Genomic DNA, 18,460 nt, shown 5'->3' on the forward strand with positions numbered 1-18,460 from the left:
TTGGAAACACGCATAATAAATAGTGTTGAAATAGCGGCGGAAGAAATCCTTAAAGGTAACGTTGTTGCATTGCCGACTGAGACTGTTTACGGGCTTGGAGCGGACGCACTAAACGAAGACGCAGTATTGAAGATATATGAGACTAAGAAACGTCCAGATTTTAATCCGCTGATTGTTCATGTACAGGATATATCAGAGTTTGAAAAATATGCAGAGAATATACATCCTGACGTTTATAAACTTGCTGATTTTTTCTCACCCGGACCGATTACTTTTATACTTAAAAAGAAGAGCATAATACCCGACATTGTAACGGCGGGACTTGATACGGTTGCTCTCCGTGTACCTTATCACGAACTCTTTAAGTTTGTGTTAAAGCTCACAAAGACACCGATAGCAGCCCCATCAGCGAATATGTTCGGAAGAATATCGCCGACGGCTGCATCAGAAGTGATGAAAGAATTGAAAGGGAAAATAAATTTTATACTCGACGGGGGGAAATCTTCAGTTGGTATTGAATCAACCGTTTTAAGTTTTGAAGGAGGCAGGGTTACAATATTCAGACACGGTTACATAACAAAAGAAGATATAGAAAAAGTTATAGGCAGAAAAGTTTATGAATTTGATGAATCGGCAGAAGAGAATAGAATAGCATCTCCAGGACTTCTTAAAAGCCATTATTCACCGCTCACACCGCTTTATCTTGCCGAGCACACGTTTGATTTAAAACGGCTGATAGATGAGCTTGACGATAATAAGATTGAAGGTCTAGAAAAGGAGTCTATAGGAATCATGGACTTCAGCATTTACGACAACTTCAGGGAACTATCCAAAAACCTGTTTTCTGATTTGAGGAATATTGATGAGCGGCATTATAAGATTATATTTGCATCAAAAGTAAAGAACATAAAGCTTGGACGCGCGATTAATGACAGACTTGAAAAAGCTTCAGCCGGCACGATAAAGTACAACGGAAAGAAGATAATTTTTAAAGATAAATAAGTTTTTAAGCTATATGAAAAAGTATTTTATAATTATCGCCGCGATAGTATCAATAAGCATAACAACAATATCTGCTAATGCACAGAACGAGCATATATTTCTAATTGATAATTCGGGCAGCATGTCGGGATACTACCGCGAGGCGAACAGTGCATTTAAAATATTCTGCAAGGCAATGATAAAGAATGCTGTTAAGCAGGATGATTACGCAAATGTACTTCTGTTTACGAAGACAGATTCAAAGCGTGCACTTGTATCGCCAAAAAGTATATTTAGCGGAAACGGTAAAGAGCTTGTAGTTGACCAGCTTACAGAAAAGTTTACTCTTATGCGAGCAAATGACGGGGGTTTCGGGACTACCGACCTGATAGAAGCACTCGATAAATCACTCGAAAAAATTAAAGGAGAAAGTGCTGTTATATGGCTTATAACGGATAACATAAACGATAACAGCGGAAGCGGGGATTCTTCTTACTTCAATACGCTTGAATATTATAAGCGACTTCGCAATGATGAAAACATTCGCAAGGTTCTGCTGTATCCCATTCCCGAGAAGATTGTTGAGGCAGGTTATGAATCAAACGGGTACGTTGTTTACGGAATTGTTTATTCAAAGAGCGAACTGAACCAGACAAGACTTGAGGGATACGATAAGCTTATTCGCGGCATAGGCATTAAGCAAAAACCGATAACTTTAAAGCCGCTTGATATTGGCACGATTGTACTGATTCCAAAAGTTACGCAGAGCAAAATAGCTCCCGGAAAGCTTTACTACGACGGCAAGGCGCTGCGGGGTTTTGATTTTCAGGAAAACGAAAAAATCAAGGAAACATTCAGCGACCTTTCGCTTAAATCAAATTTATTTCCGTATATAATCCGAAGTGCAAAGCTTAACGTAAAACTTGACGATTTTAAGTCGTCGGATTATTCAGTAAAGTCGCTGGGGACGCAGACCATTACTCCTTCGACGGTCAGCAACGTTTCGCCAGAAGGGGAGGTAAAAGGATTTTCAGTTCTTTTTGATATGCCGGAAATATCGCCTAAGTTTTCTTTTAATACAATATTTAAGGAAGATTTCACAGTAGGGGGAAACCTTGTGCTTGAGGTTACTAACGTTGATATACTGCTCGATGAAAATTATATAAATAGTTTTAAACAGCTATTTGCTTTACAGACTATTCCTGAAATATTCAAGCCCGTGCTGAAGGATAAAAAGATACAGACATACATACCTCTTGAAATACGGATTAAATACGGTGCCTGGAGATTGTTTGCACTTATAGGATTAATAATACTCCTTGCTACGATTTTGTTTATTCCTGCATTCCTTCTCCTTAAGAAAAAATGTTTTACGATAGTTGTTAACGACAGGGAAGAGCAGTCGTTGTGTCTGAATTCGCTTAAGTCATACGAAATATACTCTGAAGATTCGGTTAATTTAGGGGCTTTGAAGAAATCAATCGGCGGTGCGATAAGATTCTCTTGCTCAAAGTTTACAACATCTCCGGGAAGGGTTATAACTCTTATTGAAGGATTACCAGTAACAATAGAAACGGAAGATGATAATTTCAGAAAGAACTCATACACACTGCTTTTGAAAAAATCCGAGAATGTGTCTCCATCTGAGGAGTCTGAAATATCAAAGTATCATTAATTATTTGCAGAGAGTTTATTGACAAAGCAAAAGATAATATTATTTCTGATTATATTAATTACTTTTGCTTTAACGGGATATCTACGCTCGCAGCAAGACCCCAACTATAAAGAACTTAAACTTCAGATTACATATACGGATACGGTTCTTGTAACGAATGAAAAGTTTGTAGTACCAAATACTGACGTAATAATTCTTGACGGCAAAACTCTTACAAGGTATTCCGATTATGTTTTCGATTACAAAAACGGCATTATATCAGTTTCAAAAGAACTATTCAGCAAGTATTCATTCGATACGCTTAGAATTTATGATGTGTACGTCAGGTATGATATTTTCCCTTACAACATAAAAAGCGAGTATTCCATATTCGACTTAAAAATAGAAACGGATACACTCACGGGCGATACGATACAGATTGCAACACAAACGACAGATTTCATTGACAACATATTTGAGGGAACGGACCTGCAGAGGACGGGAAGTCTTTTCCGAGGGTTTACGCTCGGGACTAATAAAGACCTTTCGCTCAATTCGGGTTTTAGATTACAGTTGAATGGAAAACTTACAAGTGATATAGAAATAAACGCAGCGTTAAACGATGAAAGCACACCTATTCAACCCGAGGGCAACACGCTGAAGCTTCAGGAGCTTGACAAAGTATATATAGAAATAAAAAGCAGTAACCTTGGTGCAACGCTCGGCGATATAGACGTAAAACTTCAAACGTCGGAATTCCTAAACTTCAACAGAAAGATACAGGGAGCAAAGGGGTACGGGGAGTTTGAATTCGGGAACTTTCTCGTTACAGGTGCAGTCTCGCGCGGAAAGTACAACAGCAATACTTTTAACGGAATAGACGGTGTACAGGGACCTTACAGGCTGAGCGGTGCAACGAATGAAATAAACATACTCGTACTTTCGGGAACGGAGAGAGTTTACATAGACGGACTGCTTATGACACGCGGCGAGCAGGCGGATTATGTCATAGATTACGGACTCGGGCAGATTACGTTTACGAACAAACGAATCATAAACAATGCAACGCGAATTGTGATTGAGTTTGAGTATTCGGACAGGAAGTACAGCCGCTCCCTTATTGTAGCAAACAGCGGTTACAAGTTATTCGATAAAAAGCTTACGATAGGAGTTTCGTATCTGAACGAAACGGACAACGAGGATAAGACCATTGATTTCACACTCAGCGATTCGGATAAGGTTATACTCAAGAATGCAGGCAGCAACAGACTGAAGGCATCACGTTCGGGAGTGGTTTACGTCGGGTACGACTCTTTAAATAATCCAACGGGTGCATACGTAAAAGTTGATACACTAATAAATGGTTCGGCGTTTACTTTTTATAGATTTAAGCCGGGAGATTCACTTGCTGTTTATCAGGTTACTTTTTCATACGTAGGAGCCGGAAGCGGAGACTACAACAGTGTAAGTACATACCAGTACGATTTTGTAGGAATAGGACGCGGTTCTTATTTGCCGATTGTATATTTGCCGGTGCCGACATCGTACCAGATAGCAGGGGTAACGTTAGATTATGCAATAAACCGAACGCGGGATTTATACTTTAAGTTTGAAGGAGCGTACTCGCTTTTCAATTCAAATAAGTTTGCTGAATCAGACTCAAAGACCGGAGGAGCTGCATTCAACGGGGAAATCGGATTCAGGAAAGTTAAGTTTAACATGTTCGGAATTAATTTCGATAACATAACGGCATCCTATAAAGAAAGAATGATTGACAGAAAATTTACAACGCTTGACAGGATTAATTCAGTAGAGTTTAACAGAAACTTTGACCTCTTCGATTCCACTACAGCTACAGAGCATTACCGAGACGCAAACCTTCTGATAGCGCCGGGGCAGAACATGAAGATGTCGGGAAGTTTTGCGCAGCTTATACGCGGAGATTTTTTCAATTCAACAAGATTCACGGGAGGGCTTGAGTTTAACACAGCAGGTTCGTCCGGATTTAATAAGAACCTTCCCGTAGTAAAGTACAATGTTGAGAATATTTCAAGCAATAATGAAAACATAAACCGTTCGGGAAACTGGTTTAAGCAGACGGCTTTTCTGGGGTACAAGAAATTTTTCGGTGATGAAACAAAACTAAGCTACATGGAAATCTCCGCGGGATTAAACAATGAAAACAGAAAATCATCAATAAGTACGATGACAATAGGTGACAGTCTGCTGTATGACAGTTTCAGATTTCTTGAAATTGCTCCCCGCATATCATTCAACAATATAATAAACTTTAATTTTTTTGCCGAGTTCAGTTACAGGGATGACGATGTACCGAGCAATGGTATGTTAGCTTCATTTTCAAGAGCTTTTACTCAGAGATACGGGCTGCTTTATCAGGGAGTACAGTGGTTCTATGCAGATATGGATTTCGCAATCAGAGATAGAAACTATTCGAGCATTGCTCTTGATCAAGGGAATGTTGATAATAAATCTGTTCTTGTGAATTCAAGACTTCGTTTCACGCCGTTGAACAACGCCGTTACTGCCGATGTTCTTTATTCAGTAACCAGCGAACGCACTGCAAAGATACAGAAACTATACGTACTTGTACCTGTCGGGCAGGGGAATTACATTTATCTTGGCGACCTTAACAACAACGGCATACAGGATGAAAACGAATTTCAGCTAACGAACTTTGACGGGAATTACATAAAACTGAACGTACCAACAGACCAGTTCTTTCCGACGGTTGACCTAAAAACATCATTCAGGATAACGCTTAAGCCATCGCGTTATTTTTTCTCAACGGGTAAGGGAATCTTTGCAGATATTTACAATAATTTTTCTGCCGAAACATACATCAGAATTGACGAGCGCAGCAAAGATCCTGTGACAGACAACATATATTTCATGAAGCTAAGCACCTTTCTAAACGACTCGAACACACTCGCGGGTGCACAGCTACTTCAGCAGGACGTTTACCTGTTTGAGAACAATCCCTCGTATTCATTCAGATTCAGGTATCAACAGCTTACAAACTTCAGCCAGTACAGCAGCGGAAACGAAAGGGCTCTCAACATACAGCGTTCCATTCGTGCAAGACTAGGGCTTACATCTGACATAACAGCTCAGCTTGATTACGTAATAAAGACAGACAGAAACATAGCACCCGTAAACTCAGTCCGCAACAGGAATATATCGGGATACAGCATAAACTCAGACCTTGCATACAGACCCATACCGAGCATAGAAAGCGGATTCCAGTTCAACTATACAAAATCGGATGACATATATCCGGTAAAACCAATGACGGCAAAGATAAACCAGCAGATACTCAGATTTATTTATTCGTTCACGTCGCTCGGAAGACTGCGGCTCGAAATAGAGCGAGACGAAGTAATACTCAACACAAGCGTGACAAATTTCCCGTACGAGCTGACATCAGGAAGACCATCGGGCAAGAGCTATTACTGGCGTACTGTCTTCGACTATAGCATCAGCAAAAACATTCAGGCAACACTTAACTACGACGGCAGAGTAGAAGGAAGCAAACAGGTCATACACACAGGCAGGGCACAGGTTACAGCGTTCTTCTAAATAGGATTTTATTTTGTGCATTATTGAATTATTGCGATAATGATCCTAATGTAGTATGGATAACGTACGGAGGCTACGACAACGAAAGAATTTTCAAATCAACAAACGGTGGAGCAACATGAACAAACATATCTTCAGGACTGCCGGGCATTCCCATAATGTGCGTTGTTCAGTATAAATCAGTAACGGACAGAAATGTACTATACGTAGTAACGGATGCTGGTGTTTTTGTAAAGACGGTACAAACGACTGGACTTCATTCAGCAACGGACTACCGAGTACAGTAGTACCGGAGCTTGATATATACTATACTCGACAATGGGTGACAGGCTGCATGCAGCAACATTTGGGAGAGGACTCCGGGAAACACCGGTATCAACAACGGGAATAAGCGTAATATCAACAGAGCTTCCTTTTGATTATTTGCTCGGGCAGAACTATCCAAATCCTTTCAATCCCGTAACGAAGATAAACTTCCAGATACCAGCAAGAGGAAATGTAACGATGAAAGCTTACAATCAACTTGGACAGGAAGTAGGAGTACATGTGAATAAGATAATGGATGCAGGGTATTATTCGACGGATTTTGATGCATCAAAACTTTCCAGCGGTATCTATTTCTACAAGCTGACAGCGGGCAATTTCACACAGACCCAAAAAATGATGCTCATAAAATAAGTACAAGGAGAAAATAGCTCAACAATGAATGCCCAGTGTTCCCGGGCATTTTTTATGGGAATAATTTTTCACTAAATTGACCCTGCAATCCAGATTAAGTATGGTCTCTATTTCTTTACCGTACTAAATTTTGGGGACGAATCTGCAGATAAGAATAATAAAAATTTTGAGACTAATATGAGATAAATCAGAGTGCAAGGAGACACCAAGTATGAATCGAGTATTCAGGATTTTATAGTTAATTCTGAGATCATGTTTTTCACACCTACTTCAGGTTCAATTGCTGAAATATCGAATCTTTTTTCGAATTTTGTACTGTCGAATATGTAATCCTGATTATACTGATACATCATTTCAGGGAATTCTTTCAGAGTGGGAACGAATAAGCCCAGCAAACTGACTATCCATTCAGGAAATTTCTGAATCTTAGGTTCGCAGTACAACTCTTTAGCAATAAGTTCTATCCATCCGAGGCTTGTTAGTTTTTCCTTTGTTGTTGGCACATGCCAGATTTGATTGTAGGCATCGGATGTGTTGCCGAGTAACGCAACAGCTTTCGCAGCGTCGGGTGTGTAAGTGTAGGTATGGATGCAATCGGGGTTACCAAAAATCTGTGCTTTTTTCCCTTTGATTAAATTGTCGACTACCATGATTTTTAATACACTACTTTTATTCTCCGGTCCATAAAAATCAGCAGCTCTTGCGATTAAAGCATCGAGGTCTATTTTTTCGATTTCGTTCATAATTAGTTCGTGAATCTTAGCCCTTACTTCACCTTTTTTGCTTGGAGGATTAACCGGTGATTCTTCATTCATAAATGGCACAGCATTTTTGTCATACATGTAAACATTATCAAAAAAAACAAGTTTTGCTTTGTGCTTTTTACAAGATTTAATAACTTCTGTTATGAACGGTACCCATATCCTTTGCCATACTTTGAGTTTGTATTCAAATCCAATTGTAACGTAAACCACGCTGCTTCCTTCGATTGATTTATCTATTCCCGCGAGGTCAAAGACATCGAGCGGATAAAGCAGGTCGGTGTCGTTTATTTTTTGAGGATTTCGAGAGATCAGTCTAATATCGCAGTTGTAGTTCTTCAATTCACGTGCGAGCGGCTTGCCAATTGCCCCTCCAGAACCTAATATTGTTTGCAGCATGTTGTTTTCAAAAATTTGTTTGTATGATGACACAAAATTATGTTCTCTTTTTCTATTTTTCAATCTAAAATGTATGAGGTTGAAGTTAATTATTGTTGTGAGAGTTATGATTGGAGTTTCGGATTTTACGGGGCATTTATCCGCTTGCAATAATTTAGAAGGTAATGATACCCTTTGCTCTCAACCCGGAAGATTGAGTTACTCATTGTAGCATTTGGCTACGAACAAATAAGAGCATTGAAACATATTTTACCACAGAGTGCGTCCTCCACCGAGTATGTCTCGAAACAAAAACTAAGGTAACGCTTAAGAAAAAACCTTAAAAGTCACCGGATCCCTGCTTTCGTCGGAATGAAAGGGGTGTAAAAGTGGTTATGAGACGGACTCCACGGCGAATCTACGACTCGTACACAGAGAAAACATATTAAATTATTGTTGGTAATAAATTTTTAAAACAAAGCATATCAACCGCGACGGATCTGCAACTCGAAAGCAAATGCTGTTTGACACGTCGATACTTCGACAAAGCGAGCACAGAAAAGTTTTAATTTTATTAATACACAAATAAAATCATATTCAAGAAATAATGACAATTAAGAATTTTAAAGCATTTCCTGCTCTACTGCTTCCAAGGCATCTTTACCTGAAAGGTTTTTCTTCTTCTTATCCAATGCATCTGTTATTTTGCCGTAAATAAGAAGTGCAATTGCTGCTACAACACCGATTCCAGCAAAGTAAAACCAGATGTAATAAGCTTTGTCGTATGCGGTTGCAAGAAGTTCGGGTGCAACAGTTGCAGGGTCAGGACAGTATGCTGTCAGTAAATATCCCGATAATCCAAATCCTAATAATGACGATAGAAATGAATGAAGATGCGAAAATCCGAGGTACAATCCTTCTTCTCCTTTTGGTGCTTGGAGAGAAAAGTATTCAAGATAACGCGGAGATATAAAGCATTCTGCAAGTCCCTGAAAAACAATACCGACTATTAACATTACTGTTATTGGATGTGCCGTAAACAAACCAAAGAATGAAACAGATGTTCCTGTGTATGTTTCAAGAAGATAGCTCGATGCCATTGAAAGTGCTGATATCGGCATAAGAAACATTCCTACAGACATTGAATAAACTGCCCTAACTTTTCTCATTAGGTTAGTTATAAAATAAACAGAAACTACCACCACGAATGGGTTTACGTTTGCTATCCATTCAGGTGATGCCGCTTTGCCTACTGTTCTTAAAATATACTTTGGCATGGTTGCGTAAAGCTGATGCTGTATTATCCAGAACCCCGTAACAATAAGTATCAACGCTATCAGTCTTTTGTTTACAACTATTCTAATAAAACTGTCCCATACTTCTTTCAGTTTTTTTCCTTCGCCCGATAAGTCCGCATTTTTATATAGAAGAAATACTACTATAAGAGCAATGAGCGTCATAAGCCCTGCATACAAATTTACGTACACAAGCCCTAATTCAAGCCTTAACGGATATGCAAACGTTTTGCCGAGAAACGCACCTATGTTTACCATACCGTAAAATATAGAAAATCCCTTTGCACGGTTTTCTTCAGTTGTCGTCTTTGCTATCGTTCCGGTTATTACAGACTTTATGAACGATCCGCCAAACATAACAATTGCAAGAGCCGGCAATACCATCACCTTAAATGGAAATAAACCCAAAGCTGTATATCCAATCGTCAGTAATGAAAATGCAAGCAATATTGATTTCCTGAATCCAATCTTATCCGCATAAGCTCCCGCAAACGGCGGTAAGAAATAAAGTCCCGCTGAAAACACACCGCCTATCCATGCTGCCCAGATATCGTCGTATCCTACTACTGTGGTAAGGTATAAAGTTATCGCTATGAAAAATCCGTAATATGCTGCTCGCTCAAACAGCTCAACCGTGTTCGCAACCCAGAACTCTCTTGAATATTTAACTTTCGCCATTAATTAAGTTTAGTTATAATAATATAATAAGTTTTATGAAAAAAGCGTATTGAATTAAGACAACGAAATTGCTTTATGAATTTACTATTTTACATAATTAGTTTATTTACAGAGCGTATGGATGGTTTGAATATTATTCTAAGTCAAATTAAAGCAAACGGAAATTCTACAAACCTAATAGGAATGCAGCGTTTCGGAATCCGTTTTGAAGAAGCTTTCGGATGCAGCATACCGTTTCTCAGAAGCCTTGCTAAACGCTACAGGAACAATCACGAACTCTCACTCAAACTATGGGAGACGGGTATACACGAAGCCCGCATAGTTGCTTTCCTTATTGAAAATCCGGAGATAGTCACAAAGCGACAGATGGAAAAATGGCTTAAGGACGTTAAATCATGGGATATCTGCGACGGCCTTTGTAGCAATCTGTTCAGAAAAACCAGATACGCTTTCGATAAAGCAATCGAATGGTCTTACAGAAAAAAGGAGTTTGAAAAACGTGCAGGATTTGTAATGATGGCAGTTATGGCGGTTCATGACAAGACCCTCACGACGAGTGAGTTTGATTTATTCCTGAAAAGAATAAAAGAGGAATCTTACGATGAAAGAAATTTCGTGAAGAAGGCTGTAAACTGGGCGCTGAGGCAGATAGGCAAGAGGGATCACGAACTTTATGAGAAAGCAAAAGCCTGCGCTGAGGAAATAAAAATGCTTGATTCAAAGTCTGCGAGATGGATAGCCAGCGATGCATTGAGAGAATTCCGTACGGAAACGACTATGAAAGTTCTCGCGAGAAGGATGTTTAAACAAATATAATCCTAAAAAATGAATAAATTTCTAAACAGGTTTGTTAATTTCTGGTATTCCGAAATCAGTCTTACGGTTTTCCTGATATCTATAATACTTCTAAACTTTTTGATTATTCCCGTTTCGGACAAATTTGATTCAGGTTCAATCATTGAAAAATCTCTTTATTTGTTAGTTATAATTTCCGGAGCTTCGGCTTTGACTGAAAACAAAGTTTTCAAATTTATTGTAACTGCATTTTCGGTTATGGCTTTCATTGTATGGATATTCAACAGAAATCATAATATACACCTGCTTAATATTGTTGATGCATCATCGCAGATGTTGTTTTTCCTATTACTTTTGATACTGATTTTGATTCGAGTGTTTAAAGGAGGTATCTTTACAATGGAAAGGCTAGGCGGTGCCATAGCAGGATTTCTACTGACAGCAAACGTTTTCACGGCTGCCTATCAGATGATGAGCCTGATTTATGGTGACGGCGTATTTAATGTCAGTAACGTAAACATAGCAGGTCTAAACCATTTCAGTTTTATTACTATAACTACTGTCGGATACGGTGATATAACTCCAGTGCACCCATTTGTACGTTCTTTGAGCAACCTCGAGGCAGTTATCGGTCAGCTTTATCCTGCAGTACTTATTGCAAGACTGATATCGCTCAAACCTCAAAAGAAGCAAGGTGATAAAAATATAAATGTGTAATGATATTTTATACAATTGAATTATATTCAATATTTCTATAAGTTTGATAAAATAATTTTATTTCCCTATTAAACAATAATTAGGAGCAAAAATGATTTCAAGGATTTCCATTTTTCTTTTGTTGATAACAGCCCTTTTAATTTCTTCCTGCGGGAAAAAGGAAGTTACAGCACCCGTACCTCCAGAAATTAAATTCATTACATCTATAGAAAAGGATGTTCCTGTTAAACAGGAATGGGTAGGACAAACACTCGGTGCGGAGGATATTGAAGTTCGGGCACGAGTTGACGGCTTTATAACAGGAATTTATTTTACGGAAGGCACTCAGGTCTCGCAGGGTGCGTTGTTGTACACAATCGATACTCCTGACCTTCGGCAAAGAGTGGCTGAAGCGGAAGGAAATCTTGCAGCTGCGCAAACTATGCTCGTTCAGGCAGAATCTGACGTTTTGCGTTATACACCTCTTGCAGAAAAAGGAGCAGTGAGCACCCGACAGCTTGAAATAGCAGTAGCAACAAGAGACGCCCGTCTCGGAGATGTTGAATCTGCAGAAGCCTCTTTGAAGCTTGCGAAGATTAATCTTGGGTATTCCAGCATAACGTCGCCAATTTCGGGAATAATAGGCATTACGAATCTTAAAATAGGTGATTACGTCAGTAAACTCACGACCGGACCGCTTAATACAGTATCGAACGTTGACCCGATTCTCGTCAGGTTTTCAATCAGTGAACAGGAGTACATCGCTCTTACGAAAAGATATATGGAAAAGGCAAAGAATCCCAGCATCAGCAGGGAAGAAGCCAAATCGATTCTTGAAATGATTCTGGCTGATGGTTCGACTTATAATTATACAGGTACGATTAATGTTTTACAAAGACAGATTGACCCTTCAACGGGAACGCTGATGCTGCAGGGTACTTTCCCAAATCCCGATAAGGTTATAAGACCCGGACAGTATGCAAAAATAAGAACTATAGTAAGCGTGCTGAAGAGTGCAGTAGTTGTACCTACTAAGTGTATTTTTGAGTTGCAGGGAATGCATCAGGCATATGTGGTGAATGCACAGGGTTTAACGGAAATAAGAACACTAAAAATCATTACAAAGATTGGACAGCTGGCTGTAATCGGGTCCGGGATAAAAGTAAACGAGAAAGTTATATCAGAGGGTATTTTAAAAGTCAAACCCGGCATACCTGTAAAGCCTCTTGATGCAAACACAGAGCTCGATTCTTTAATCATTAAGGAAGGGCTTAAATAATGTCGAAATTTTTTGTTAACCGGCCTATTGTTGCTATGGTTATTTCCATAGTGCTTGTGCTCGTGGGAATAATCGTTATGAAAAGTCTGCCGATTTCTCAATACCCGGACATAGTACCGCCGAATATAAACGTATCTACAACATATACAGGCGCTTCATCTGTTGATATAGAACAGTCCGTTGCAACTCCGCTTGAGCAGCAGATAAACGGTGTAGAGAACATGATTTACCTGAAGTCAATAAATGCCGGCGACGGTACGATGACTCTGCAGGTTACTTTTGATGTCGGCTCTGACCTTGATAATTCAAACGTTCTTACTCAGAACCGTGTATCTCAGGCAACTTCATTTCTGCCGAATTCAGTGAAACAATATGGTGTAGTTATAAAAAAGTCACTTGTGTTTCCTCTTTTGCTGTTCTCTTTAACTTCAAAGGAAGGAAAGTTCGATAATGCATTCCTCTCAAACTATGCAGCAATAAATATAATCGATGAGCTTAGCCGTACGAATGGCGTTGGTGATGTTCGTGTATTCGGGGGGAGTGACTATTCGATGAGAATATGGCTTAAACCCGATATGCTCGGAAAGATGGGTATTACTATAACCGATATTACAAATGCCATTCAGGAGCAGAATGTAATTTCTCCGGCGGGACAGATTGGTGCCGCACCCGCTCCTCCGGGAACAGATTTTACTTATACTGTTAGGACTAAAGGGAGGCTTTTAAACGAAGAAGAGTTTGGAAAAATAATTATTAAAACTCATCCTGACGGTTCCCAGCTTTTTCTTAAGGATATAGCACGTATTGAGCTTGGTTCGTTGATTTACAGCATACAGGGAAGGAACAACGGAAACAATGCCGCTGTTATTGCCGTCTATCAGCTTCCCGGCTCGAATGCACTGCAGGTTGCCGAAGATGTGAAGAAAGTTGTCGAAAACGCTGCAAAAATTTTTCCCCCCGGTATAGAATACGATGTTTCGCTCGACACAACCCTGCCCGTTGAAGAAAGTATAGCTGAAATTGTTGATACACTTTTTGAAGCAGTACTTCTTGTTATTCTGGTCGTGTTTGTGTTTTTACAGAACTGGAGAGCAACCCTTATTCCTTTAATCACCGTTCCTGTTTCGCTCGTGGCAACCTTTATAATGTTTCCTCTGCTGGGATTTTCAATCAATACTCTTTCCTTGCTCGGGATGGTGCTTGCGATTGGTATTGTTGTTGACGACGCTATTGTTGTCGTTGAAGCTGTTATGCACCACATTGAGCAGGGCTTATCGCCGAAAGAAGCTACGCTTAAAGCAATGTCGGAAGTAACGAGCCCTGTCATAGCAATAGCTCTCATACTTGCTGCTGTGTTTATTCCCGTTGCATTCATGGGAGGTATAACCGGAAGCCTCTATCAGCAGTTTGCTGTAACAATAGCAATCTCTGTTCTGTTCTCGGCATTCAACGCTCTTACTCTCAGTCCTGCGCTCGCTGCAATGCTTTTGAAACCCAAAGGCGGAAAGAAATCTCCGCTTGACAAATTCTATGTTTGGTTTAATAATAGGTTTAGCAGCTTTACGAACGGTTATATGTCGCTGACAGCAGTACTCGTAAGAAAAACAATCCGCTCTGTTTTATTCATAGGTATTATAATTGTTCTTCTACTTGTTTTATTCAAAGCAGTGCCCACAGGATTTGTTCCGGAGGAAGATAACGGTTATTTTATGGCAAGCGTGATTCTTCCCGATGCGAGCTCAATACAGAGAACTGATCAAGTCTGCAAGAAGGTTGAAAAGATTTTTGCGGAAACACAGGTTATTGATAATTATACGACAGTTGTCGGGTATAACTTTATATCAGGTGTAACGGGCAGCAATGTAGGCGGATTTTTTATAGCTATGAAGCCTTGGAGCGAAAGGACCGGAGACGGTGAAACTTCTTTCGAAATAATCCAAATGCTTAATAAACGGCTTGCAAATGAGATACCCGAGGCGGTAGCGTTCGTTTTTGGTCCTCCCGCTATTCAGGGACTCGGAACAGGTTCGGGATTCTCTTTTATGCTTCAGGATAAGAGCGGAAACACTCCCGAAGAACTGTTTATGATGACGCAGAAGTTTATGGCTGCTGCAAAACAAAGGCCTGAGATTGGTTCGATTACTTCATTCTACCGTTCTAACGTTCCTCAGATATATGCAGATATTAATCTTGATAAAGTACTAAAACAGGGAATTGATATCGGGTCTGTTAATCAAACGCTCGGCACTTTTCTTGGTTCGAGTTATATTAACGATTTTAACAAGTTCGGAAGAGTCTATCGTGTTTATCTTTCAACCGAAGGAGAATACAGGGATGCTTTAAGTGATTTCGGTCAATTCTTTGTTAAGAATAATAAAGGCGATATGGTACCGCTAAGTTCAATTGTTTCAATTAAAAATGTTACCGGTCCCGACTTTACAAACAGGTTTAATCTTTACAGAAGCGCCCAGATGACGGGTGTCCCGGGGGAGGGGTACTCGTCGGGAGAATGTCTGAATGCTCTAAAGGAAGTTGCTGCGCAAGTCCTACCGACAGGATGGGGCTACGACTGGTCTGATATGTCTTATCAGGAAGAAAAAGCTGCGGGAACGGGCGCGACTGTTTTCGTACTTGCTCTTGTTCTGGTATTTTTAATACTTGCTGCTCAGTATGAAAGCTGGTCACTTCCCATGAGTGTTCTGCTCGGTACACCGTTCGCAATTTTTGGAGCCATGCTCGGACTGTGGATTTCGAGATTCTTTAGCGAATCATACGTAAATAATATATATGCGCAAATAGGTTTTGTTACCCTAATCGGTCTCGCAGCAAAGAATGCTATTCTTATCGTCGAGTTTGCAAAGGAAAGAAGAGAAAAAGGCGAGCCGATTATTCAATCTGCACTTGAAGCAGCACAACTAAGGCTACGTCCGATTTTAATGACATCATTTGCATTTATACTTGGTGTTGTACCTCTCGTCCGTGCTGCCGGTGCTGGTGCTGAAGCCAGAAAGGTGATGGGTATGGCGGTGTTTTCAGGATTGCTTGTTGCAACATCGCTTGCAATTTTTCTCATTCCGTCATTATTCGTTATGGTTGAGAAGTATTTTGTTAGAGAGAAGAAATCGGATACTAATCAGGATGTCTTTTTGCCTCCGCCGGAGATAACAGACAAGAAAGGGGATGAATAATATGAAAAAATATATAATAATATTATTCCTTGTGATTATAGGCGGATGTTCGGTTGGTCCTGACTATCAGAAACCCGATCTGGATATACCAAAAGGTTTTTTCAGCGACGATTCTATAAAGATAAAGGACAGCCTTTCCTTAGCGGTTGCAGATACTTCGTGGTGGTCTTTATTCAATGATCCGAAACTGACAGAGCTGATTAATACGGCCATAAAAGAAAATTCTGATATTCTTATGGCATCTGCACGTATTGAGCAGTATCTCGGGCTTTACGGAGTTTCAAAGGCAGATATGTATCCACAAATCAATGGGCAGTTATCGGGAAAATACGGACAGAATTCTTCTGTAAACACTGGCACGGACATGAATCCAAAAAGAGCCACTTTTAATATCGGTATTTCTGCCGATTGGGAGATTGACCTGTGGGGAAAGATACGCCGTTCGAATGAATCCGCAAGGGCAGAGCTGCTCGCTGCCGAAGAATCAAAAAGGGGAATTGTGTTGTATATTGCCTCTCAGGTTGCTTTGTCTTACATCGATTTGCTTGCACTTAAAGCACAACTTCAGATTACAAAAAATACAATTGATTCAAGAGAGTATTCGCTTTTTCTTTTCAGACTGAGAAGGGCGCAGGGTGACTTATCTGACCTTGAACTTGCTCAGCTGGAGTCTGAATACTGGACAGCACGAGCGAAACTCCCGCAGATTGAAAAAAGTATCGTTCAGGTTGAAACAGCCATAAGTGTTCTGATTGGGAAGAATCCGCAGAGGATTGATACTGATAATCTTCTTGACAGTCTTTCCGTACCCGATGTGCCGTCAGGAATTCCTTCAAAGGTTCTTGAAAGAAGACCTGACATAAGACAGGCAGAGCAGAAGCTCATTTCTGCTAATGCTAAGATTGGTGTTGTGAAAGCAATGTATTATCCGAGTATTTCATTAAGCGGTTTACTCGGTCTTGCGAGTAATGACCTGACCACAATACTTGATCCCTCAGCTTATTTATGGAATGTTGCAGGCAATATTACCGCTCCTATTTTTACGGGAGGAAAAATATCAAGTCAGGTTGAAGTTGCAGAAGCAGTAAAAAAAGAACTACTTCAGTCGTATATATCCACAGTTAGAAATGCATTCAGAGAATCGGAGAATGCTTTTTCCGACAGGGTTTTTACACAGGAACAGCTTGAACTCGAGGCTAAGATGGTAGAATCACTCGAGCTGTACAAAAGTCTTGCTGATATGAGATACAACGAAGGGGTTTCGAGCTATCTTGAAGTGCTTGATGCAGAAAGGTCACTGTTTTCCGCTCAGCTTGAATATGTCAATACAAAATCTATATTGTACAAAAGTATTGTGAATATTTACAAAGTTCTTGCAGGCGGATGGGTTGACAAATTAAACGATAATACCGTGAAATGATTAGAGATATAAATAAAATAAATTAGAAATTTTTATTTCCCTTCCCAGGCTCAGCTTGGGAAGGGTGTTTATAAATTCTCTATCTGTTTTATTATGATATTTTGTTCTTTGTAGTAAATTTTTGCTTAAATGCCAAAATCATTTCTTAGTATCTGTCTTGCCCCTTCTTCAAATGTCCTTGGTTTAAAGTCCGGCATTATCTTTTTCAGTCTTTGAATGTCAGTAAGTTTTTGATACATCCCGTCTGGTTTTGATGTATCCCAATTTATTGATCCTTCATAACCAACTAAATTTTTCGTAATACCAATGTATTCGGATATTGAGAGATCAGTTCCTGTACCGATGTTTACTATTTCTGAACTGTTGTAGTTTTCCATTAAAAACACTAATCCATTCGCACAATCATCAACATGAAGAGCCTCTCTTCTTGGTTTTCCCGTTCCCCAGAATGTTGGAACAATATTTTCTTTCTTCGCCATAACTAACTTTTTTATCATAGCAGCTATAAAATGACTGTTGTTTAAGTCGTAATTATCTTTTGGTCCGTACATGTTTGTAGGCATTATTTCCAGAGTATTTAAACCATACTGGTCCCTGTATAGCTGGCATGCAATTACCCCCATTCCTTTTGCAATCGCATAACCTTTATTTGTTTCTTCGAGAGGACCTGCCATAAACCGTGATTCATTAATAGGTTGCGGATTTTCTTTCGGGTAGATACACGTCGAACCAGTGAATAGCACTTTAGTTTTGGGAGAATGATTCTTAACTGATTCAAGAGTATAAAGTATCATTAGAGCATTCTGATATAAAAAGTCAGCCTGTCTTGAATTGTTTGCAAGAATGCCTCCAACAAGTCCTGCTACCATGAATAAATATTCAGGTTGCATGTTTATCATAAAATCATCTACCATCTGTTTGTTAAGAAGGTCAAACTCAGTATCTTTTGAAACAGCATAAACATTTTCATATCCTTTACTCTTTAAATTCCTTACGACTGCACTTCCGAGCATTCCCGTTCCGCCGAATACAACTATTTTAGATTTTTTATCCATTTTAT

Annotated in this window: 12 protein-coding genes; 9 read left to right on the top strand and 3 right to left on the bottom strand. The window is 39.6% G+C overall.

The window, feature by feature from the left end; translation table 11 throughout:
* The 4 genes from WC644_07015 to WC644_07030 all read left to right on the top strand — a co-directional run bounded on the left by WC644_07015 (position 1) and on the right by WC644_07030 (position 6,910).
* Entirely contained in the window at positions 1–1,002 is a 1,002-nt protein-coding gene (locus WC644_07015; GenBank protein MFA5011691.1) for an L-threonylcarbamoyladenylate synthase, read from the top strand.
* Positions 1,003–1,015: 13 nt separating this feature from the next.
* The gene (locus WC644_07020; GenBank protein ID MFA5011692.1) at positions 1,016–2,656 is read left to right on the top strand and encodes a hypothetical protein; all 1,641 of its coding nucleotides are present in this window, start codon (positions 1,016–1,018) and stop codon (positions 2,654–2,656) included.
* Positions 2,657–2,674: 18 nt separating this feature from the next.
* Positions 2,675–6,232, top strand: a complete 3,558-nt coding sequence (locus WC644_07025) for a hypothetical protein (protein ID MFA5011693.1) — start codon at positions 2,675–2,677, stop codon at positions 6,230–6,232.
* 318 nt (positions 6,233–6,550) lie between these two features.
* Positions 6,551–6,910, top strand: coding sequence for a T9SS type A sorting domain-containing protein (locus tag WC644_07030; GenBank protein MFA5011694.1), 360 nt, complete (start codon positions 6,551–6,553; stop codon positions 6,908–6,910).
* A 224-nt stretch (positions 6,911–7,134) separates the two neighbouring features.
* On the opposite strand, the gene WC644_07035 is transcribed toward WC644_07030, so the two are convergent.
* Positions 7,135–8,133: an NAD-dependent epimerase/dehydratase family protein gene (locus WC644_07035; protein ID MFA5011695.1), complete on the bottom strand. Its 999-nt coding sequence runs from the start codon at positions 8,131–8,133 to the stop codon at positions 7,135–7,137.
* A 539-nt stretch (positions 8,134–8,672) separates the two neighbouring features.
* On the bottom strand, positions 8,673–10,022 hold the full coding sequence (locus WC644_07040; protein MFA5011696.1) for an MFS transporter: 1,350 nt from the start codon (positions 10,020–10,022) through the stop codon (positions 8,673–8,675).
* Between the two features lie 75 nt (positions 10,023–10,097).
* Here WC644_07040 and WC644_07045 point away from each other — a divergent pair, with 75 nt between their 5' ends.
* From WC644_07045 to WC644_07065, 5 genes are all read left to right on the top strand, one after another.
* On the top strand, positions 10,098–10,838 hold the full coding sequence (locus tag WC644_07045) for a DNA alkylation repair protein (protein MFA5011697.1): 741 nt from the start codon (positions 10,098–10,100) through the stop codon (positions 10,836–10,838).
* Positions 10,839–10,847: 9 nt separating this feature from the next.
* A complete protein-coding gene (locus tag WC644_07050; protein ID MFA5011698.1) occupies positions 10,848–11,534 on the top strand; it encodes a potassium channel family protein in 687 nt (228 codons plus the stop codon).
* 91 nt (positions 11,535–11,625) lie between these two features.
* Positions 11,626–12,792, top strand: coding sequence for an efflux RND transporter periplasmic adaptor subunit (locus tag WC644_07055; protein MFA5011699.1), 1,167 nt, complete (start codon positions 11,626–11,628; stop codon positions 12,790–12,792).
* On the top strand, positions 12,792–15,980 hold the full coding sequence (locus WC644_07060) for a multidrug efflux RND transporter permease subunit (GenBank protein ID MFA5011700.1): 3,189 nt from the start codon (positions 12,792–12,794) through the stop codon (positions 15,978–15,980). The genes WC644_07055 and WC644_07060 overlap by 1 nt, the downstream gene beginning before the upstream one ends.
* A 1-nt stretch (position 15,981) precedes the next feature.
* The gene (locus WC644_07065; protein ID MFA5011701.1) at positions 15,982–17,400 is read left to right on the top strand and encodes an efflux transporter outer membrane subunit; all 1,419 of its coding nucleotides are present in this window, start codon (positions 15,982–15,984) and stop codon (positions 17,398–17,400) included.
* A gap of 125 nt (positions 17,401–17,525) precedes the next feature.
* On the opposite strand, the gene WC644_07070 is transcribed toward WC644_07065, so the two are convergent.
* The gene (locus WC644_07070; GenBank protein ID MFA5011702.1) at positions 17,526–18,455 is read right to left on the bottom strand and encodes a GDP-L-fucose synthase; all 930 of its coding nucleotides are present in this window, start codon (positions 18,453–18,455) and stop codon (positions 17,526–17,528) included.
* Positions 18,456–18,460: the final 5 nt, after the last annotated feature.

The organism is Ignavibacteria bacterium (genome assembly GCA_041649015.1).
Classification (GTDB): Bacteria; Bacteroidota; Ignavibacteria; order Tepidaquicellales; family Tepidaquicellaceae; genus CAIKZJ01.